Here is a 21609-nt window from a genome sequence, read left to right as displayed (position 1 = left end):
CCGTGGCAAAAATACAATGGTTCGTGGAGACACGAACCACGGCGAGGAGAATAATATTTAACAGATATTTTGGAAAGCAGGTTCCCGTTGTTATAGGTTGGGCTTGGCCCTGCTCTCCACTTTACTCGTTGCACTCGTGTTCGTTCCGATCAGGTTTAGTTGGCAAGGACGGTACTGCTATTTGGGGATTGATAGCTAATGCATCTGTCAGATGGATTTTCCGTGTGCTCCGAGCCTCCGTGGCAAAAATACAATGGTTCGTGGAGACACGAACCACGGCGAGGAGAATAATATTTAACAGATATTTTGGAAAGCAGGTTCCCGTTGTTATAGGTTGGGCTTGGCCCTGCTCTCCACTTTACTCGTTGCACTCGTGTTCGTTCCGATCAGGTTTAAGTTGGCAAGGACGGTACTGCTATTTGGGGATTGATAGCTAATGCATCTGTCAGATGGATTTTCCGTGTGCTCCGAGCCTCCATGGCAAAAATACAATGGTTCGTGGAGACACGAACCACGGCGAGGAGAATAATATTAACAGATATTTTGGAAAGCAGGTTCCCGTTGTTATAGGTTGGGCTTGGCCCTGCTCTCCACTTTACTCGTTGCACTCGTGTTCGTTCCGATCAGGTTTAAGTCGGCAAGGACCGTGCTGTTATTTGGGGATTGATAGCTAATGCATCTGTCAGATGGATTTTCCGCGTGCTCCGAGCCTCCGTGGCAAAAATATAATGGTTCGTGGAGACACGAACCACGGCGAGGAGAATAATATTTAATAGATATTTTGGAAAGCAAGTTCCTATCATTATAGGTTTGAGTTATTCCTGCTCTCCATTTTACTCGTTGCACTCGTGTTCGTTCCGATCAGGTTTAGTTGGCAAGGACGGTGCTGCTATTTAAGGTTTAATAGCGAGTAGTCTAATCGATCATCAAATAAGTTGTTATCCTTTTCGGAGGTATTTGGTTAAAATTACAATAGTTTGTCCTTCAACCTTACCTTCAATTTGTTCGATATTATCGTGAACTAATCGGATATTTTTAACTACAGTACCCAGTTTAGCGCTCAAAGTTGAGCCTTTAACGTCTAAAGTTTTAACCAAAACCACGGTATCGCCTTCAAATAAACGCGTGCCGTTGCTGTCCTGATGAAATTCTACTGTTCCATCTTGCTCGTGGTCGCCGGTTTTTTTAGCCCAGTCCAAAGTTTCCTCTTCCAGGTATAAAATATCCAGACTATCTGCTGCCCAGCCTTCATTTCTTAATCTGCTCAACATTCTCCAGGCAACAACCTGTACCGGGGCAAATTCCGACCACATGGTTTCCGTTAATATTTTCCAATGGTTTGGTGCAAGCTGTTCCGTTTTTTCAATCTGATCTAAGCAGGTTTTACAAACAAAAATACTGTTATCGCTATTGGCATTGCCGGTTGGCGGCACTTCGTATACCGATAAATTGGTTTCGGCGGTGCATAATTCGCATTTATTACCCGAACGGGTCTGTAATTCTTGTGCTAAAGACATCTTGATACTGGATTTTTGGCGAAAGTAATAAAACTAATCGGAATAGATGATTGTAAAAGGGAAGAAGTAAATGTAGATTGTCATTTCGTCGGCATTAGAGAGCGCCTGTTTACTGATCATTTGGAAAGCAGGTTCCAGTTTTTATAGGTTGGGGTTAGTCCTGCTCTTCACTTTAATCGTTGCACTCATGTTCATTCCGATCAGGTTTATGTAGCTAGGGGTGGTGGTGCTATTGAGGGGTTAATAGCGAGTGTGCTTACGCGATAGATTTTCCGTGTGCTCCGAGCTTCTGTGGCAAAATAAAAATGGTTCGTGGAGACACGAACCACGGCGAGGAAAGTAATAAAACTAATCGGAATCAAGCGGATCGTCATTTCGAACGCAGTGTTTCGAAGGAAGTTCTTTGGAGGAGAAATCTTTTAAATTTTGGTTTGATAGAAACGGAATGTCCCTGATCATTTGGAAAGCAGGTTCCTGTTTTTATCGGTTTCAGTAGCCCTGCTCTTCACTTTACTTCGTTGCACTCGTGTTCATTCCGATCAGGTTTATGTAGCTAGGGGGGGGCTGCTATTTGAAGGTTGAATAGCGAGTGTGCTTACTCGATAGATTTTCCGTGTGTTCCGAGCTTCCGTGGCAAAAAAAAGTGGTTCGTGGAGACACGGAACCACGGCAAGGGTAGATAACCACATGGTTGGCGGCTTACCGAACAATAGTTTTTATCAATCTTTTATAATTTCTTTGTTTTTCTCCAGATCGTTTTTAAACTTTTCTGTCCATTCTTTTAAACTCAAAGCCGTTTCCTCTTTTTCGTTATCAAATATTATCCAAGCATTTGCATCTGTTGAAAGCTTAACCAATGTGGAGATGTCATCTTCGGTGATGTAGGATTGTCCATATTTCCTTTCTCCTTGTATTACCGCGTGCCATAAAGCATATTCTAAATTCTGCATCCAACCTGCAGAATAGCAATTTTCTGAGATTTCACTCATAAATGCTGCCAATCGTAGTTCTTTTTCTGTTAAATCTGATTCCATTAAAATAGATATGCAATATGTCATTGCTTAACCGGCAAATGTATCTCAGCCAGCATGCATCTTGCACTGCCGCCACCATTTTTTTCGATCGTGTAAAGTGGTGCGTAAATGATTCTGCTGTATTGTTCTAATGCAGCAATCTGTTCAGCGGTTAAGGATAAAAAAGCCTGTTCCGACATCACCAACAAACTTTCGTTTTCTGCGTTGGTAACCTGCAACATATTACCTGCAAATTTATTCATCTGCTCCAGACTGATTTCGACGATTTCTTTTCCACTGCCTTTTAAGCTGATGGTTACATTTAATTTCTCTTCCGGATCGCTAATCGAATCAAGGCAGATTACAGCAAAACGGTCGCCGATGCACATCATTACGTTGGTATGGTAAATCGGGAAATTCGATCCGTCTACCGCTTGAAAGGCCACTGGTTCATATCCGGTGAGCATGCAGAAATTGTTCAGCACTTCTTCATCGGTGCGCACACTTAAACAGGCATAAGCAATTTTGTTGGTACGGTCTAATACCATGCTTCCGGTACCTTCTAAAAACGCATGTTGCTGTTCGTAAAAGCTTAAATCGCTGACGTGGTTAACTTCGAAATTTTCTTTCAAGCCGTCCAGAATTTCTTTTCTGCGCTCTAACCGGCGATTTTCAGAAAACATTGGATAAAGGTATACTGAACCATCTTCGTGAAAAGAGACCCAATTGTTTGGGAAAATAGAATCAGGTGTTTCAGGTTGTAAAGTATCATCTACAACCGTTACATCAACATTATTTTTTCTTAATAAATCAACAAAGGCATCAAACTCTTTTAAGGCTTCTGTTTGTACATTGGTTTCAGTAGATGCAATTTGAAACTTGTTATTTCCGGCCGTTTGCTCATTGAATTTAAAATCAACTGGGCGGATCATGAGGATATGGTTGGTCGTTTGGTTCATTAGTTCAGTAGTTCAATAGTCATTTGTTTATAGTCAAGGTTAATCGGTTAGCTGGCGCTAAACGCCAAGCTCCAAACCAGATATTGTGTTAATTGGTTCATTCGTTCACTGGTTCATTATAAAGTTATTGCTATTTATTATCTGCACCACAACAAATGAACCAATGGCTAATGAACTATTGAACCAAATTATCCCTAAGTATCGGCAAACTCATACAATGGAAGCCACCACGTGCACGTGATAATTCTGCCGAAGGCATTAAAATCAAAGTATCGGTTATGGTTTCGGCATTTACTTTGCCACTTTCTAAATCCTGGATCAAATCTTTTACATCCACCACATTAAAACCAGCAGCTTTAAAGGCTTCAACGGTTTTGTCGTTTCTATCGTAGCCTAAAACAACGCCTTCTTTAATGGCTAAAAGGTTACAAGAGTCAGTCCATTGCTCACGCGAATCGTAAGGGAACTGATTATTTCCACTGTAGATGATTTGGGTAGGTTCAGTACTTTTTAAATCGTTCTGGCTAATGTCATTTAATAAAGCCTCTACATGTTCGAAATGTTTCGGCTCTTGTGGATTGGCTTTTGTAAACTGAATAGCAGTGGTAGCTTCTAATTTTTCGGGTTCCTTTAAAAAGTTGATCGGCTCATAAGGATTATATTTCGGAGAATGCGCAATCGAATTCAAAATTACCCAGGTATTGCGTTTAACCTGTGTAAAAACAGTGTCCAGGTGCATATAATCGCGTTTGCTCGGTATTTTTACAACCGTAACTTTTTCTACCACATCCTGATCGAACAATAGTTTAATCGCTTCGTTGGCACCATGTTCAGAAGTTCTTTCGCTACAACCGATCAATACGTGGTTAGGGCTTACCATCATCACGTCTCCACCTTCTAAAGTGGTACTGAAAGCAGGTTCATCGCCTGGGCGTAAAAAGTGCATGGTCACATCCGGAATTTCGAGGATATTATTGCGGTAGGCCTCAAACAAAGGATGATTGAAGAAAATATAACGCATTAAAAGTGTTTCGCGAACACGGGCTTTTTTTGCCGGTTTGTTTAACAGGATATGGTTGTTAATCGTTGTACCCACATCTCTGGTGAAAATTAAATTGGGGATGGGTGCAAAAATCATCGTATCGTTGGCCAATGTTCCGGAGATAAAAATCTCGGCCAACTGCTTTGGATCGGTATCCGTTAATTCCAATTGGACCTTATAAGTACAACCTTCAATCGCACAAACAGCAGCAACCAGTTTTTTACGGATAGATTCGTTCTCCAGCATTTCGCTTAACAGGTTCTGAATCTCGATTACTGATTGAGAATTGTGAAAATAGGGGTGGTTGGGTTTGTAAAAATTACGGTTGGATGCTTCCGAATCTATTTCAGCCAGTTTTCCCTTAATCTTTTCAGGATCAAGAAAATACATCAACAGTTTAATATAATAATCGTATTCACCTTTACGGATGGTATCTAAATGTACAATATCTTCGAAAAGCCAATCTTGTGCCTTAGAGGGTACTACTTTGCCTAATCCACTATCAGGACTATGTATTAATAATTTACGCAATCTGCCGATTTCGGTGTTTACGCTCACTTTAAAATTGGGGTTCTGCTCGCTCATAAAAAAGTTAGTTATTGCAAATCTATTAGAATTTTTTAAAAGTCGGAGGTCGGAAAGTCAGAGATCCGAAGATTTATTATGTCCCGGACTCCCGACTTCGGACTTTTTTCTATTGCACAGAACCCGCTTAATAAACCTTATTGAAGTGGCAGCTCCCGATTCCTACAATCGGGACTACAGCGGAAAGAAGGACTACCGGAACCGACTGGCACTACTGTAGCTTTCCAAACCCTTTAAGAACAGTTAGAATTGAAATTTAAGATAAAAAATCTTCGGACTTCGGACTCCCGACTTCGGACTTTTTTCTCTATTTTTGGCGCATGAATTTTATTATTGCCGAAACACAGAAAGCCATTTTTGAACTTTATAAGGAAGAAGTAGCCGAAAGTGTAATCAACATACAAGAAACACGTAAAGAATTTGAAGGACAGGCAACAATTGTTGTTTTTCCAATTACCAAAATTTCGAAGAAATCACCTGAACAAACGGCCACTGAGATTGGTGAATATTTGGTTGCCAACGTAACCGATATTACTAAATTTAATGTGGTTAAAGGATTTTTGAACTTAAGCATTGCCGAAAGTTATTTCTTAAAACAATTTAACGAAGAAATTTTATCGCCTGATTTTGGCGTGTATGCACCGAACGGAAAAAGGGTAATGGTAGAGTATTCTTCACCAAATACAAATAAACCGCTTCACCTGGGGCACGTGCGTAATAACCTCTTGGGTTACTCGGTTTCTGAGCTGCTTAAAGCTTATGGTTACGATGTGGTAAAGGTAAACCTGGTTAACGACCGTGGTATCCACATCTGTAAATCGATGTTGGCCTGGCAAAAGTGGGGCAATGGCGAAACACCCGAAAGTACTGGCTTAAAAGGCGATCACCTGGTTGGGAAATACTATGTGATTTTTGATAAAGAATACAAAAAAGAGATTGATGCTTTAAAAGCGGAAGGACAAACAGAAGAAGAAGCAAAGAAAAATGCGCCATTAATTAAAGAAGCACAACAAATGCTTTTGAAATGGGAGCAAGGGGATGAGGAGGTAGTTTCGCTTTGGAAAACCATGAACGAGTGGGTTTACGCTGGTTTTAATGTAACCTATAAAAACCTTGGGGTAGATTTTGATAAATTCTACTACGAAAGCAATACCTACCTATTAGGAAAAGGTACGGTTGATGAAGGTTTGGCCAAAGGCGTTTTTTTTAAAAAGGAAGATGGTTCGGTATGGATCGATTTAACTGCCGATGGTTTAGACCAGAAACTGGTTTTACGTGCTGATGGAACTTCGGTTTACATTACACAGGATTTAGGTACTGCCGAAATGAAACACGACGATTTCAATATGGATGAATCGATTTATGTGGTAGGAAATGAGCAGGATTACCATTTCAAAGTGTTATTCTTGATTTTAGAGAAACTGGGCAAAAGCTGGGCAAAAGGTTTATACCATTTATCGTACGGAATGGTCGATCTGCCAAACGGTAAGATGAAAAGCCGCGAGGGAACTGTTGTAGATGCCGACGAGTTGATTGAGAGCATGGTAACTACCGCTCGCGAAAAAACAGAAGAATTGGGTAAAACCAACGATTTTAGTGAAGCAGATAAAGAAGAACTGTATAAAAATATAGGTTTAGGCGCTTTAAAATATTTCCTTCTAAAAGTAGAACCTAAGAAACGTTTGTTGTTCAATCCTGCTGAAAGTATCGATTTTCAAGGGAATACAGGTCCATTTATCCAATATACGCATGCAAGGATTAAATCGTTGTTGAGTAAGTCTGAGTATAAGTTTGGCGTTGGGAGTTTGGAGTTTGGCGGGATTAGTGACGTGGAATTGGAAATGATTCTGCAATTGGCAAAATATCCTGCAGAGATTGCTATTGCCGCTAAGGCCTACAGCCCGGCAAGTTTGGCCAACTATTTATACGAACTGGCTAAGCTGTTCAACAAGTTTTACCACGAGGTACCGCCAATTGTAAAAACAGAAGAAGGTGAAGTAAAACAATTCCGTTTAAACCTGAGTAAAAAAACGGCCGATATCATTCATTCCGGAATGTTGATTTTGGGCATTACTTCGCCAGAGCGGATGTAGATACTGTTGGCTGAGGCCAGCGGTAATGAATTCGGAAGAATTGATTTAAAAATTTAATTAGTGGTTAACGAACTGATTTTACTTTGCCTGGTGGCTTTTGCTGCTGGTTTTATAGATGCTATTGTAGGTGGCGGCGGTTTATTACAAACTCCCGCCATTTTACTTATTTTGCCCCATTATCCTGTAGCCACGCTTTTAGGCACTACCAAAATCCCATCAATGGCGGGTACAACGCTGGCTGCTTTTAAATATTCGAAACAGGTTCGTTTTAACTACAAAGTACTTGCGGCTTGTGTGCTAACTGCGTTTTTAGCGGCATTGCTGGGCGCGTTTTTGGTAAGCAGGATAGATAATTCTGTCATTAAGCCTGTAATCCTCGTGGTGCTGATTTTAGTTGCACTTTACACCTACTTTAACAAACAATTTGGTATCCATCAAGAGAAAGACCATTCACTTAAGCAACAGGTTTTAATGGCTGCTTTGTTTGGGGTATTAATCGGTTTTTATGATGGTTTGATCGGACCAGGCACAGGATCTTTTCTGATTTTGGTTTTTATTGCTGTATTGGGGTTCGATTTTATTGGAGCCAGTGCCCATGCCAAAATCGTGAACATGGCGACTAATCTGGCAGCAATAATATATTTCAGCTCCACAGGGCATATCCTGTTTCAATACGCCATACCAATGGCGCTTTTTAACCTAGTGGGTGCTTTCTTCGGTACAAAACTGGCCTTGCTTAAAGGGAATAAATTTGTCCGCGTATTTTTTCTCATCGTTGTTTTCGGAACAATTCTACGCTTTGCTTATGATATTCTGAAAGCGTATGTCTTATAAATGTTTTTAGCTATTTATTCTACTTCTTTGCTATAGCCTTGTCAATCTCAGATTTCATTTTTTCAACCTCTGTTTTGGTTAACTTTCCTGATGAAAATGACATCCTGCCTGAAGTTATTTTGTTTAATAAACCAGCTACAAATAATGGCTCGCCATTGATCACCAATGCAATGTTGGTTGTCCTATCGAAATTAGGAGAAAAGTTAGCCAACGCCGAGGTTCCAAAAGCATCCAATGATGAAGACAATTCATATCTCACCTTTGCTAAGTTGTCAACCCTGTTTACTTCGGTAGACTTTACATGCCTGATGGGGATTAGAGATGTTTTGTCGAGATAAAAAAAGACTTTTTGATTTTTATCATAGACTTTAATCCCATCATTTGCGGTTAAATAATAACCGTCTGCTAATTTTAAAGAAGTAGTCTGAGCTTGTAGCGGACTTAAAAATCCACCAATATATACGGCAATTATCAAGGAACAGATAAGTTTCATTTGTAAAAAATAAGTTAAAGTTATCAATTATTTAGTTGGCCTCTTATTGCCAGTATTTTACAGTACATATCGATTCTTCTTTTATTCTGCTGTTGTAACAACGTGGGGTATAAATTCATCAGTATATTCACGATCAGCATGACCAGGGCAAATAAATAGTAGCCTTGACCTACTTTTACCAAAACAAAACCCATCACAAAAACAAATCCGATGAGGTGGCTGATTTCGGCAATTGTCATTTCATTGCGCAGGTCAGGTAATTCCGACGCCATTATCTTTTTTTTAAGGGAAAGTTTGGGATTGAAATATTTAAACAGTGAATGAATAATGATCCATTTGAATATTCCTATCCCGATATACCTATTCAGGTTTTCATCAGTAATGAAATTAAGCTTGGTAAGGTATTGTTTATAAAATGGTGTCTTGATTAACCCTGCATTCACAACCATGCCAACTATCCATGATATAACAGAAATGGCAAAGCTAAAAGTGATATATTTTATCATTGTTTTTTAACGTGGAGCGAATATATTTAAAATATAAAAGTAGGAGATTAATTGATACTTTAAGTTGTAAAGAACATTTATGAAGACAGTTCCCATCCTTTGCGACTAAGGTGCAATTATGTTGAGACTTCTTATAGTAGTTTGTACCCCCTTAAGCAGGATGAAAATCCAGGTTAACCGTTCATGTAATAATTTAAGATCCAGTAGATCTGAAAAACAATAAATGCGGATACAGTAATTATTTGCACCCATTTATTGTCTGTTCTTGCCGCAACCAGACAGGCGGTAATGTGGATAATTTCCCTAATGGGGTACACCTTTAACATCTCCATGTGGTAACCCGGACCTTTAAGATAAGTATCGAAAGCATCAAACAAAAATAGTATTGCCAGGATATAGAAAAACCATTTCTTCCGGGATAAGAAATAGGACCTGAAATCTTTATAGTCTTTCATGTCTTCGGGAAAAAGTAAAGCCGCCAGGGTATAATAAGTGATTACATAGATCACTAAAAAGAGATAAATCAAAAAATCCCAATGTTTTATCTCAGTTAAATGAACTTCAAACCACCAGAAATATACTGTACTCAAAAACATGTAAAAAGCCCACAGGAGATGAACGGTGTATACTTTGAACCGGTCAGGGTGCTCAATAATTTTTACTACGCCCTTCAATGAGTGTGTTATACTCAGCCCTAAGATAATGCCTAGAACAGTTTTAATGTGGGTAAAGGTTTCCATGGAGATAGATTAATGAGGTTACTTATACTTTACCAGAGGTAGGCGGTAAGCCCGATACCCAATATCAGGTTGTCAAATTTAACTTTTTCCGATCCGTAATCTTTAAAAGCATAGCTGCCATCTGTATTGATCTGGTCTATAATATCAAGTTTAAAGTCGTTGTCTGAATTAAAATAGTTAACATAGGCTTTAATGCCCACATTTCTTTTGATCTGCTTCTGGATTCCTGCACCTGCCGACCAGCTGAACGAACTTTCAGGTTTGTAGCGGTAATAAGGCAATTCTTTTGATCCAAAAACCTCCTGGAAATCTTCCTTTAAATTCAGGATAATTTCTCCCTTGGCCCCAACAGCAGTACCAGCACCAAATTTTCCTGTTATAAACCAGTTCCGGGCAAGTGGGATGCTAAAATAAGGTCCGGCATGGATGTAACGGATTCCCATAGGCTGGGTAAAATGGCCGTCGCTAACCGTAGGTATGTCTACATCATTAAATTTTAGGTTGTTATCGTTTATAGGAAAACTTGTAAAAGCAAACTCCCCACCAATCCCGAAATTGCGGCTAAAAAACCATGCCCCTTCTAAACCGAAGTTGAACCCTCCTCTGGCAAAAAGATCTTCAGATTTTGCTGTCAGGTCTTTACTGATGGCGCGGGCATAGCCTAATTTCAATTCCATAAAACTGGGTTTAAGATGTACAGGTACCGGATTGTTGGTTAATTTTATATGTTCTCCCTTATCTTTAAAAATCTTATCTGCCACAATATAACCAAGTTCGGTCGAAAGAATACCAATTCCTGCACCCGCAAGAACATCAGAAATCCAGTGGCGGTTGTTCAGCTCTCTGCCCACCGCTGTTGCAGTAGCAGCTGTGTACGCGCCTACGCTATAGAGCGGGGAGCGGTATTGTCCATATTCTTTATGCAAAAATGTGGCGTTCATAAAAGAATTGGCTGTATGACCGGAAGGAAAAGAATTTCTTGAGCTTCCATCAGGACGCTCAACCTTAGCGGTATATTTAACTGTGTTTACAACAGAGGCCATAATCACTGCGGAAAAAGCGTAGGACACCAGAGCTCTGCCCATCTTATTTTTTCCTTTTACTCCAGCCGCATTTAGTCCGAAAACAGTGGCTACCGGTGCGTATTGCAGGTAATCATCATAGTGGTACCGGAAGGTAGGAAGGTATCGGTTCCTGAAACTACGTACATCTTTCCTGATTCCCCATGTGGCCGCACTTCCTGCAAGCAAAAGTGCTGGTACCGCAGCAATCCTCGTCGGTTTGGAATTCCAGAAGTTATTTTTAATGATAACCGAGTCCAATACCTCGATCTTTTGTGCGTGCAGGTTTTGGAAAATAAAAAGGATATTGAGGAACATAACCCAAAAAATAGTTCCCGCCTTTGTTAGGTGAAAGTTTCTTGATTGCATCTTAATTTATCTGATTATTAAAGATAAAATTTTTTCATTACGCTTTTGATTAATGAGTGGCTTTTATATCAATTGGTCAAAGTAATAACGACCGTTTGGTCAGGACTGAAGGAGTTGCAGGAAGTCCATTTAAGACCGTTGTCCGGCAGGGAATTTTCCGATGATGATCCTGGTGGTCTATATCAGTTATAACCCTAAATATAAAATCCGCTACCGTATCATAAATGACGTGCCTGCTAATATCGAGTATTTTGTTACAAAATCCTGCGGCTGCCCCCAGTCGGAGCTATCCCATAATTTGGGCAAGCTGCCCCTGCAATGAATTACAGTATGCACAATACAATTAACTAGAATTTTATCACGTATTAAACGGTGTTGATGTTGTTTGTCGTAAAAATTTACAAGTAAATAACTGGAAAGCCAGCGAAAGGGGCTGTTTTTGATTACCCCTGCTTTACCTGTTCTTTACCCTTTGTTGCTACTAGGTTAACCCCAACCTTACCCCAGGGTTACCTTTTCTCTACCTAAAAGGTAAAGCCAGCGCCTGTTTTCGCAGAATGGCGCCACCGCCTACTGTTATGCTGCCCTTAAGCAGGCAGCCACCCAATGTCATCATGTTAAAGTTTTTTTAACCACAGATGCACACAGATAAACACAGATTTTTATATCTGTGTGCATCCTTTCTATCTCCCGAAAATCGGGACAGGTCGTGGTTAAATTGTTTTTCGCGCCGGTGAGTTTAACTTAATGATATTTGGCCGCCATAACTGCCTGGATCCCTTGCAAAGCCGCCTACAACTGTAACGGCTCATTTTACTCAAAAACGGTCTTAATTAGCTCAATTTAGCTCATTTGAGCTCAAAATAGGACACCAATGCTGCTAAGCCGCTAGGTTTGAACATGGATTTAAACAAAAAACCAAAATTATGGTAGTGTATTCAAAAAAATATAACCGTATCAGTCAGGTTCCTTCAGCTACAGCCATTTCTTTAGTTGGTCATCGCAGCGGATATATCAGCTTTTATTGGTTTGGGCACATTATTTTTTCTTATTTTAGATGGATCAGAATACTGAGACTATTTTCCATATGACTAAAAAGCTGTTATTTATTTTGGTGTTAAGCGTAGTGTTTAGTTTGAAATCTAAAGCACAGCACAAATCAATAAAGCCATCTGATGTAGTTCCGTTTCAGGTAACTGTCGAAAAATCTACCTATAAAGGTAAAAATGCCCTAGCCCTGCAAATAAAAGGGGAGGCCAATGGAGACAATACACTTGCAATTTTGAAGGATATTGAATTTCATAACGGCGTAATTGAAGCTACAATTAGTGGGCAAACGCTTGCAAACGCCGGAGAAACAGCCCGTGGCTTTGTAGGTATTGCGTTCAGGGCGGCTTTAGACGCTTCTAAAATGGAGGTTTTTTATTTACGTCCTACCAATGGTCGGGCAAATGATCAATTGCGCAGAAACCACGCTAGCCAGTATATTTCTATTCCGGGATATCCCTGGGAAAAATTAAGAAAGGAAACACCAGGGCAGTATGAAGCGTATGTAGATATTTTGCCTGCGGAGTGGATCAAAATAAAAATTGTAGTAAAGGATGAAACTGCCAGGCTGTATGTTAACGGTGCTGCTCAGCCTACTTTGATTGTAAATGACTTAAAACAAGGTAAAGATCTTCGGGGAAATATTGGGTTATGGATAGGCCCGGGCACATTGGGCCACTTTACTGATGTTAAAGTAACTAAAGAAGATTGATAATTGGTATATAAATCCTACCAGAACTGACTTGCAAATACGGCGATTGCCGGCAGCGGCCAATACCTTTACCAATCTATTGAATACATCATGAGCGCTGATATGTTTTGCTTCACCTGTTAACTTCCCGTCTCCGCATCTTCGCGGATGTCTTTAGGATCGTCATTTTCGAGGGTAGCCGTAAGGTCTGTAGCCTCAGAACCTTCATTTTGACCAACCGGACCATCCGAAGGTAGCGATGTGTTTTGGTTTATACCGGTGGCTGTTTCGTCTTTTTCAGGTAAACCCATGTTCTTGCGGTTTTCATCTTCGCCTGGGTTGATCTGTTTGTTCTCCTGTGTCATATGATTTGCGATTAAGGTTTGAGATCACCGGGTTTTTCATCCAGGTATTTTTCCGCACTTTCCTGCCATTGCTGTCCCTCATCGTTGTGACCGTTGTTCTGCAATGGCTCAGATGCTAAGAATTCAATGAGGGCTTTCGCAGTGGGGCCCGCAGAAAGTGGATTTTGCCCTGTGATAAACAATCCGTCTGTTTCTACATGGGAAAGGAAGGGCAGTAAGGCTGTTTTAACTTCAGCTCCAAGTTCTTTCAAACGTGTTTGAAGCTCATAGGGAACATTTCCGCTACGGCCTACCAACGTTTCTTCTGCATTGCTGAAAGCGGAGAGAACCTTTCCTTTAAGTAGGCCCGGTCTTTGTCTTTCCGCGCTGATGAGTGCTGCAGGACCATGGCAAACTGCTGCAACAGATTTTCCTGCATCGAGGAAATCCAGTATCAGAAGGCCGCTGTTATTATCTACCGCCAAATCCCATATCGGTCCATGTCCACCGGGATAAAATACGGCATCGAAGTCAGTATGCGTGATCTGATCCAGAACAGTGGTCTGGCTAAAGTCAGCCTTTGCCTGCTCATCATCCTGAAATCTGCGGTTGGAGCCGGTAAGGTGTTCGGTCAATTCGCTCATCGGGTCAACCGGCGGCCTGCCGCCTTTGGGGCTTGCTAAAGTAACTGTATAACCTGCGTCAATGAATTCGTAATAGGGATCAGTGAATTCACCCAGCCACACGCCGGTTTTGCTTTCTGTATTTTCCATCGAACTGTGGGAGGTCAATACCATTAGAATCTTTTTCATATCTTTTTATTTTTTATTTGATATCATCTGGACCAACTTCATTGCCTTCCTCGTCAACTTGTTGGTGTTCGTTCCAATTGGTGTTTTCGCTCGCGCTGTTTTCGTTACCGGATGATTGCTCCCGGGCCGCATCCTCACGCCCTTCTTGTTCGTGCTCATTTTTTTCTTTAGGGTCTTTCATGATATTCTTTTTTTATGTTTAGATGATAACAAAGTTGGCACTAAAATGGTTCGAAAAATTATGTATATATATGGACGTAAGCGCATCTCGGAGTCATGGGCGGATACAGCCCAATGTAATTAAGTTTAGAGGAAACAAAAAAACATTGTCATCCTGTGCGTATTGATGGACAAACGTTTTCTGTTTTCTACAATTAAAAGGCCTTTACTTCGATTAGCTTAGTACGGGCTGGCTCAGACTCACACAATTCTGCCTAACTTAATGACATTGCGTATCGAGTATCTTGCTAGCTGATTGGTCTTTCCGAAACATGCACTTAAGTCTTCTCCCAATAATCATGATCATTCGATTAAATTTTGACGGGACTGATTTCACATTTGCTGTATTCAATATTGGTAGTTTTCCGGTTGCTTTTTAACAAATTAAACATCAAAGGTGATTTGATCAATGTAGTTTTTTTAAAATATCACCTGCTCGGGCCGTGGATGGATCACGAAAATCCGATGCTGTGTTTTGATAGGGCGGGGCAAGGCTGTAAGATAAGCTTTAGGGAGGTTGGGGAGCTTGACGACGGTTGGGTAGTTTAGATGGTAGAGGGGGTTTGGTGGAGGGATACGAGGAGCTTAGCAGGGGAAGAGTTTGTTTTTTTATTAATGCCGAAAATAGGCCTTAATAATAAGATTTCATGATTAAGCACGATGGGCCCTTTATCAAAATCTCGTTTGAGGTTTTTGTCAACAATCCAGTTCTGGTATCACGCCGGAATACAGTAATATTCCCAGAATATTCATTAGCAACCAGCAGAAACTTTCCGGAGGGATCAATTGCGAAATTCCTTGGATGATCCCCTTCCGTTGGTTGGTAGCCAACTGGTGTTAGCTTTCCGGATTTATTATTTACCCGAAATATCGCGATGTTATTTTCTTCGCCTCTATTGGATGCATATAAAAACAGACCATCTGGAGAGAGATGGATATCTGCACTACTGTAAAATTGATGCAATTTTCTATGTAAGTCGATCTCTTGAATGGAGTCCAGTCGGCTACCATTTAAGGAGTAAACTGTGACTGCACCTGAAAGTTCCGACAAACAATAAGCAAATTTTCCTCCTGGATGAAAGGCCATGTGTCGAGGACCACTTCCGGGAACGGTTCGTGTAAATGACTCCTGGCTTAACGGCATTTTTTTCGACTCATCAAAATGGAAATCCCGGATTTTGTCCGCACCTAAATCGGGCAGGTAAATAACTTGCCCATCAGGAGAAAAGTTGACCGAGTGAATATGCGCGGATTTTTGCTGTGGCTTTACGCTACTATCCTGGAAGAGGAAGATTTGAGCCGATTTGTCGATCTCGCCATTCTTTCTTATAGGAAACGCAGCTACACCACCTCCGGTATAGCTGCCGCTGAGCAACCAGCGCTCTGTTTTATCAAGCGCTACATGAACTGGATTTGCGGCTCCCGTGGGTTGCTGGCTGATTAGTGTGAGCTGTCTGTTGAATTTAAAACTGCTGACGCTTCCTTTTTCTCCTGCCCTGGAATCTGTGCATGCAAAAAGGTATTTCCCATCGTTGGACAGCGTTAGAAAGGAGGGATTAAGTACACCTGAATAGTCGGTCATTTTCGACAGTTTACCAGTCGTGTTGTCAAAGCTGTAAACGTAGATTCCCGGAAGCGTTTTGTCCAGGTTATAGGATCCGATGAAAAGAACTGTTTGCTGTCCTTTCGAGCTAAAGCAGCAAAAAATAAGGTATAGAATTAAAAAATATTTACGCATGGTCAAATTAACTATTGCCAAAATTACTATTCTGAAATAGATTCCAGCGTGAATTGTGTTTTAAATAATTTGATAGGCGTTCCGTTTCCGTATGTAAGATCCGTCAAGTCGATGTTTATAGTATCACCATTCCCCAAAGCTTTCACTGATTCCGAGTGATGGATTGCCGGAAGTCATTTAATATAATTCAGCATCAATTACTTTAGGACTAGTCATGGAGACAGATATCGTTGTTTTGCAAATGCCGGGGTTCCCGCGCCGAACAGGATTTTCATTCTAGCGTAAAAAACGCTTCGCTTTTATTTCCAGACATTGTCTGCTGATATCGGTACAACATCAGACACCTAAAGATATTTTCTATCATTATTTAATCAGTTAGTAGAAAAGAGGCCAAATTAAATGGTTATCCACTGCCATAGTATTACTTGATTATTTCCAATAATTCCACTTCAAAAATAAGAATTGAACCAGCAGGGGCATTGGTTTTAAATGAGCCAAAGCCCAGATTGTATGGAAAGGTAAGTTTATATTTACTTCCCACATTCATCAGTAAGGCGCCTTCGGCAAGTCCTGGAAGTGCATCTTTAATAAACATGGTATTGGTTCTGGTACTTTCACTGGAGTCTTGAATCTGGTTACCGATAATGGTTGTTCTCCGGAAATTGAATTTTATCTGGTCTGCCCGTTCCGGTTTTTGGCCTGTACCTACTTTCTGTACTTCATACTGCAAACCGCTTGCGGTGGTAATCACACCAGGTTTTTTCTTATTGTCGGCCAGAAATTTGTTAGCCTGCTCCTGTGGCGTGGGGGGAGCGGGAGGAGAAGGTGGGGTATATACAGTTTTTTCTACTGCAGGAGTAGATGCCTTTAATGTTTTTGGTATTGTGGAACTTGCCATACCTTGTTTTACCAATACGACGCAGTTGGCTATTGCCCAGTCGTCCTGTCCTTTTGCAAGTTCAACTTTCTCACTGTTTTTCCAAAAAGCGTACCCCCCTGCAACATATACATCACCGTTTGATACCGCTATTGTACAGAAAGGAGAATCCTGGCGAACTTCTCCGAGTATGAAGGGTTGCCCGTTTTTCCAATAGGTTGCCCGGCCTCCCTCGTTACCCGCAATATAGATGTCGTTACCCTCCACTGCCACAGCAGTAGCCGCTGCATAATCCGTATATGGATCTTTAGCATTGGTAAGTTCTACATGCTGTCCATTTTTCCAATAGGTGGCCTGTTGCTTGGAGGATGTTCCCATGATATAAATGTCGGGGCCAATAATGCTGATACCGAGTATCCTGTAAAATGCGCTATTGCGCGCCTCGGTTCGCTGTCCATTTTTCCAATAGGCAGCCTTAGGTCCATTATTTGTGCCCATCGGATCTCCTGCACCTACCGCGTAGACATCATCGTGGGCGACCGCTACGCCTATAGCTCCCCCATGATAATTCCCGGTAGGCAGCTCTACCGGCTCGCCATTTTTCCAATATCTGGCAATATCATATATCTGTCTCCGGTAATCACGTTCATAGCCTGCAACGTATACATCATTGCCCGATACCGTCATTCCAGAAGAGCGGCCATAATTCCCGGGAGTATTGGTAAGAGAGATCATTTGTCCGTTTTTCCAATATACAGCCTGACCGTGAACCGTTCCTGCGGCATACACATTATTGCCAACTACAGCCATGGCCCTAACTTCAGCATCCGTTTGGCCATCGGTTAACGGCACAGACACTCCGTTTTTCCAATATAGCGCAGTGTGCTTACGTGTTTTTTCATTATAGGTGGCACCACCGACATATATATCTAACTTTTTTGCTGGTGTATTGCTTACAGGCTGTTTTTTTTGAACACCTGTTTTCCGTGGTTGCTGAGCTTGAGTGCTGAGCGTGAACAACGTCAATAGCAATGTCCATTTTCCTAGATACAGTAAAAGTTCTGTTTTCATCGCGTTTTAGATTTATACTAAGGTATCGGCGAAAGGGTTTTGATCCCTTTACCTGATTGTGTTTGTTGTAGTTGATTTATGGATGTTTATTCCTTTTTTTATTTTATTCTGAGTTAATCGAGGCAGATGAGGGGCTGTTAAGTATGAACAATATAGGCAATTTTCATCAGAAAAATATGCCAGCTAAATACGGATATGTTACCGGAATTTTAATGATTTACTGAAAGTTTTATAAGGGTATTATAGTAATGTACCGAAGCCCGTAAAATGCTTGTTAAACGGTTCTTATTTATATGGTAAAGCATAGGCTTAGTCGGGCAAACAGTCCCGTTGATTTTTTTAACCGGCTTGGCTTTTACTGTTGCGCATTCTACTCCGTTAACAGACTTTTCTATAAAGCCCATCCATATAAAATACATATTTCTGAAATATCAATGGTTTCCAACGGAACTAGAACAACCTAAGCGATTATTTGGGTAGGATCTGGATTGCAACGGGAACACGGAATGTAAAACAGGTTTGGTGGTCGTCTGAAGTCACGGTCAAAGTTCCATTATGTGCCTTTGCTATCTCAGAGGCAATATACAATCCCAATCCAAGACCATTCTGACTTGACTGTGCATCTTCTCTATGGAATGGATGGAAAACCCCAGCCATTGCCTCCTTAGGGATTGGATTGCCATTATTGGTAACAGAAATCTCCCACAAGGTTTCGTTTACCAGCGCTTTGAAGAATACAGGCGTTTCGGTTGATCCATGTGTAATTGCATTAGCGAGCAAATTGGATATTAATTGGGAGATTCGCGCGGGATCACATTCTATGGGTTCACTGATTTCAAAATTGGACTCAATCTGTCTATCTGGCCACACTACCTTTAATTCATCACTTATCTGGTTAAGCAGTTTTTCAAGATCAACTACTACAGGGTTTACGGGAATGCCTCCACCTAAACGACCGCGGGCAAAGTCCATGATGTTGTTGATCATCTCATGCATCCTTTTAGAACCTGACTGTATGATATTGACAAGTCTTTCTTCGCGCTCGTTAACTCCTGTTCTTGCAAGCAGCTGAGCTGCGCTCATAATTCCACCCAAGGGGTTACGCAGATCATGTCCCAATACCGCAATAAACTGTTCTCTGATCTGGGCGTTTTTCTGTTCGATGTTTAACTTGGCTTCGGCGAGCTGTCTAGCAATCTGGAGATTTTCTTCATACAACCTTCGGTCTGATGCCTTAAATAAGGTAAAGCGCATGAAAAGAGGTTGGTTATTGTCTCCTTTTCTTTCATAACCGTTGATGTAGATAGGCATTTTTCCATTACCTGAATTGGCAAGTTCAACAGCTACCTCATCAAAATACCCTTGCATACGCAGTAAAGGCCAAAGGTGTGTCTCAAAATAAATCCTACCACCAACAGCCAGGAGATCAGAAAAACGTTTGCCGAGAAATTGATCTGGAGTGCTGTTTAGCCATTCTGCTGTGCGCCTATTTACGCTGACAATTTTCCCTTCTCCGTCCGTGATCACAAAACCACATAGCGAGGTCTCAAAAAAATCTTCAAAATCTTTTGCCAGTGGAGACAAATCAGGGAACAGCTTATAATCCATGGAGATAGCTAGTGATGGCAGCAATGGTTTCTTCTGGAGCACTTAAGTTTGGGCAATGACCTGTAGCATTCATGATGACAAGTTTACTGTCTGGCATACGCTCATGCATATAATGGCCAACTTCCACAGGTGCGATTATGTCATTGCTGCATTGAAGAATCAGTGAAGGTATCTTGGCCTGTTGAAGTATATCACGCTTATCGGTTAGAAAAGTAGTACGGGCAAAATGTTTGGCAATTTCGGGATCTGTTTTACAGAAGCTATTGGATAATTCACCTCCAAGCTCCTTTCTATCGGGATTGCCCATAATAACCGGAGCCATGGCCATGGACCAGCCAAGGTGGTTATTTTCTAATGATTCGAGTAACTCGTCAATCTCAGATCTGTTGAAGCCACCGATATATCCCTCATCATTGATATAAGATGGGGAAGGACTAACCAGAATAATGCTTTTGAACAGTTCAGGGGCGATATCCGCTGCAATAAGGCCCATGATTGCACTGACCGAATGCCCCACAAAAACCATATCTTTGACTTTCAGCGTGTTTGCAATTTCTATAATATCATGGGCATAACCATCAAGATTATCGTATTTCTTGTAGGAATAAGCCGAAAGATCTGAGCTGCCAGCGCCAACATGGTCAAATAATACAATCTTGTATTCAGGCTCGAAAGCAGGATAAACAAAACGCCACATGTTCTGATCACAGCCAAAACCGTGTGCGAATATCATCACATTAGCGCCAGCTCCTTTGACAATTACATTGTTTCTTTCAATTACGTTCATATTTCGATTGTCTGTAAAGATAATAATTTTTCAAGCTGGATATGCAACGGTATATACAGGGAATATTAAATAGAAAATGGCAGTGTAAGGCGATTCACCATCAAAAAAATTGGTTAAATTATCGAAATTAGCGGTTATTTTGCTGGATTATTTGCCGATACAGAAAATACATCTATCTGTAAATCAGTTTTTTATAAATAAAAAGTAGCAATGCAAAAACTAAAATAACGTCGGTGGTTATCTCGCCCGTGTGTTGATAACTTGCTGAATCTTAAACCATTTAGGACCTGATATTTGATGAGTGAATATTTGAGAAGGTGACTTTTTGCGAGCTGTCGCTTATTCTAATGTGGTTTTGCGGTAGCGTTGAAGGTACATGAGAGTGCTGTTTCTCAATAGCGAATATTAGTGGTGTAAAATTATAGGAACAGCTTCAAATATTTTTGAAGATGATATTATTGAATCTGCTGTTGCCTCCATAGAGGCTTTACACATGCAATCCATTTCACAGTAAAGAAATTTTAACTTTTTTTAAGATAGGTGCTTTTCTTATTTAATTCTGACCAATTTAAGGTTCATTTCTGGCACGCAAAGGAATTTCCGGCATAAACACACCTAGCCTTTGCCCGCTTACCCATTTATTCCGTTCCTCCTTTTGCTTTGGCAGAAGCTGAACCTTGCTGGGTTCCATAATTAAATCAGAAAAATTATGGAAAATTTAAGTTTTAAAGTAGCAGAGATTGAGATCAGTTACCGTCCGGCATTGAAAATGGCAGAGTTGCCACAGGTTACCTCTTCCAGGGGAGCTTATGAGGTTTTGAGAGGTCGTTGGGATAATGGAAGGTTGGAGCTTGTGGAAGAGTTTAAAGTGATTTTGCTCAACAGGAGGGGTAAGGCATTGGGTGTGGTGAATATTTCACAAGGCGGTTTTTTGGGAACGGTTGCTGATCCTAAGGTGATTTTTGCGGTTGCACTGAAGGCCTGTGCGAGTGCAATTATATTGGCACATAACCATCCAAGTGGCGAGTTATCTCCGAGTGATGCTGATCTGGCATTGACCAGAAAACTGAAGTCCGGTGGGGGATATCTTAGGGATCAGTGTGCATGACCACCTGATCGTTTCAAGATATGGGTTTTATAGTTTTTTAGATGAGAGAATGATGTAGGAATTGACAGGAGGTTGTAGGTAACACTGTGCCTACT

At 40.9% G+C, this 21609-nt stretch carries 20 protein-coding genes; 5 read left to right on the top strand and 15 right to left on the bottom strand.

Annotation, left to right across the window (positions count from 1 at the left end; genetic code table 11):
- Window positions 1–938: 938 nt before the first annotated feature.
- The 4 genes from LQ227_RS17195 to LQ227_RS17180 form a co-directional block, all read right to left on the bottom strand.
- A complete protein-coding gene (locus LQ227_RS17195; protein WP_230150111.1) occupies window positions 939–1517 on the bottom strand; it encodes an alkylphosphonate utilization protein in 579 nt (192 codons plus the stop codon).
- Window positions 1518–2236: 719 nt separating this feature from the next.
- On the bottom strand, window positions 2237–2551 hold the full coding sequence (locus LQ227_RS17190) for a hypothetical protein (RefSeq protein WP_230150109.1): 315 nt from the start codon (window positions 2549–2551) through the stop codon (window positions 2237–2239).
- A 20-nt stretch (window positions 2552–2571) separates the two neighbouring features.
- A complete protein-coding gene (ctlX, locus tag LQ227_RS17185; RefSeq protein ID WP_230150107.1) occupies window positions 2572–3489 on the bottom strand; it encodes a citrulline utilization hydrolase CtlX in 918 nt (305 codons plus the stop codon).
- A gap of 175 nt (window positions 3490–3664) precedes the next feature.
- Window positions 3665–5116 (bottom strand): arginine deiminase family protein, encoded by a 1452-nt coding sequence (locus tag LQ227_RS17180; protein ID WP_230150105.1) that lies wholly within the window; start codon window positions 5114–5116, stop codon window positions 3665–3667.
- Window positions 5117–5436: 320 nt separating this feature from the next.
- Here LQ227_RS17180 and argS point away from each other — a divergent pair, with 320 nt between their 5' ends.
- Entirely contained in the window at window positions 5437–7209 is a 1773-nt protein-coding gene (gene argS / locus LQ227_RS17175; protein WP_230150104.1) for an arginine--tRNA ligase, read from the top strand.
- Window positions 7210–7269: 60 nt separating this feature from the next.
- A complete protein-coding gene (locus tag LQ227_RS17170) occupies window positions 7270–8043 on the top strand; it encodes a TSUP family transporter (RefSeq protein ID WP_230150103.1) in 774 nt (257 codons plus the stop codon).
- A 19-nt stretch (window positions 8044–8062) separates the two neighbouring features.
- Here the strand turns inward: LQ227_RS17170 and LQ227_RS17165 are convergent, their stop codons facing one another.
- The 4 genes from LQ227_RS17165 to LQ227_RS17150 all read right to left on the bottom strand — a co-directional run bounded on the left by LQ227_RS17165 (window position 8063) and on the right by LQ227_RS17150 (window position 11161).
- Window positions 8063–8536: a hypothetical protein gene (locus LQ227_RS17165; RefSeq protein ID WP_230150102.1), complete on the bottom strand. Its 474-nt coding sequence runs from the start codon at window positions 8534–8536 to the stop codon at window positions 8063–8065.
- Between the two features lie 23 nt (window positions 8537–8559).
- Window positions 8560–9042 (bottom strand): hypothetical protein, encoded by a 483-nt coding sequence (locus tag LQ227_RS17160; RefSeq protein ID WP_230150101.1) that lies wholly within the window; start codon window positions 9040–9042, stop codon window positions 8560–8562.
- 173 nt (window positions 9043–9215) lie between these two features.
- The gene (locus tag LQ227_RS17155; RefSeq protein WP_230150100.1) at window positions 9216–9782 is read right to left on the bottom strand and encodes a hypothetical protein; all 567 of its coding nucleotides are present in this window, start codon (window positions 9780–9782) and stop codon (window positions 9216–9218) included.
- A gap of 29 nt (window positions 9783–9811) precedes the next feature.
- Window positions 9812–11161 carry a phosphatase PAP2 family protein gene (locus LQ227_RS17150; RefSeq protein WP_230150099.1) on the bottom strand — a complete coding sequence of 450 codons (1350 nt, stop codon included), beginning with the start codon at window positions 11159–11161 and terminating at the stop codon, window positions 9812–9814.
- Between the two features lie 1108 nt (window positions 11162–12269).
- Here LQ227_RS17150 and LQ227_RS17145 point away from each other — a divergent pair.
- Window positions 12270–12971 (top strand): hypothetical protein, encoded by a 702-nt coding sequence (locus tag LQ227_RS17145; protein ID WP_230150098.1) that lies wholly within the window; start codon window positions 12270–12272, stop codon window positions 12969–12971.
- Window positions 12972–13090: 119 nt separating this feature from the next.
- Here the strand turns inward: LQ227_RS17145 and LQ227_RS17140 are convergent, their stop codons facing one another.
- The 7 genes from LQ227_RS17140 to LQ227_RS17110 form a co-directional block, all read right to left on the bottom strand.
- A complete protein-coding gene (locus LQ227_RS17140) occupies window positions 13091–13315 on the bottom strand; it encodes a hypothetical protein (protein ID WP_230141971.1) in 225 nt (74 codons plus the stop codon).
- Window positions 13316–13326: 11 nt separating this feature from the next.
- Window positions 13327–14106 (bottom strand): type 1 glutamine amidotransferase domain-containing protein, encoded by a 780-nt coding sequence (locus tag LQ227_RS17135; RefSeq protein WP_230150095.1) that lies wholly within the window; start codon window positions 14104–14106, stop codon window positions 13327–13329.
- Between the two features lie 13 nt (window positions 14107–14119).
- Window positions 14120–14287: a hypothetical protein gene (locus tag LQ227_RS17130; RefSeq protein ID WP_230141967.1), complete on the bottom strand. Its 168-nt coding sequence runs from the start codon at window positions 14285–14287 to the stop codon at window positions 14120–14122.
- Between the two features lie 669 nt (window positions 14288–14956).
- Complete coding sequence (locus LQ227_RS17125; RefSeq protein WP_230150094.1) at window positions 14957–16063, bottom strand: lactonase family protein; 1107 nt, start codon at window positions 16061–16063, stop codon at window positions 14957–14959.
- A 421-nt stretch (window positions 16064–16484) separates the two neighbouring features.
- A complete protein-coding gene (locus LQ227_RS17120; protein WP_230141960.1) occupies window positions 16485–18011 on the bottom strand; it encodes an FKBP-type peptidyl-prolyl cis-trans isomerase in 1527 nt (508 codons plus the stop codon).
- A gap of 468 nt (window positions 18012–18479) precedes the next feature.
- The gene (locus LQ227_RS17115; RefSeq protein WP_230150092.1) at window positions 18480–19619 is read right to left on the bottom strand and encodes a PAS domain-containing sensor histidine kinase; all 1140 of its coding nucleotides are present in this window, start codon (window positions 19617–19619) and stop codon (window positions 18480–18482) included.
- Window positions 19609–20406 carry an alpha/beta fold hydrolase gene (locus tag LQ227_RS17110; RefSeq protein WP_230150090.1) on the bottom strand — a complete coding sequence of 266 codons (798 nt, stop codon included), beginning with the start codon at window positions 20404–20406 and terminating at the stop codon, window positions 19609–19611. The genes LQ227_RS17115 and LQ227_RS17110 overlap by 11 nt, the downstream gene beginning before the upstream one ends.
- A gap of 709 nt (window positions 20407–21115) precedes the next feature.
- Here LQ227_RS17110 and LQ227_RS17105 point away from each other — a divergent pair.
- Together LQ227_RS17105 and LQ227_RS17100 are read left to right on the top strand one after the other, a co-directional pair.
- Window positions 21116–21514 carry a JAB domain-containing protein gene (locus tag LQ227_RS17105; protein WP_230141954.1) on the top strand — a complete coding sequence of 133 codons (399 nt, stop codon included), beginning with the start codon at window positions 21116–21118 and terminating at the stop codon, window positions 21512–21514.
- On the top strand, window positions 21483–21572 hold the full coding sequence (locus LQ227_RS17100) for a JAB domain-containing protein (RefSeq protein ID WP_371823042.1): 90 nt from the start codon (window positions 21483–21485) through the stop codon (window positions 21570–21572). Before LQ227_RS17105 ends, LQ227_RS17100 begins: the two co-directional genes overlap by 32 nt.
- Window positions 21573–21609 lie beyond the last annotated feature (37 nt).

Source organism: Pedobacter sp. Bi27 (assembly GCF_918698255.1).
In the GTDB taxonomy this organism is placed as follows: Bacteria; Bacteroidota; Bacteroidia; order Sphingobacteriales; family Sphingobacteriaceae; genus Pedobacter.
This window is presented reverse-complemented; position numbering and strand designations above follow the sequence as displayed.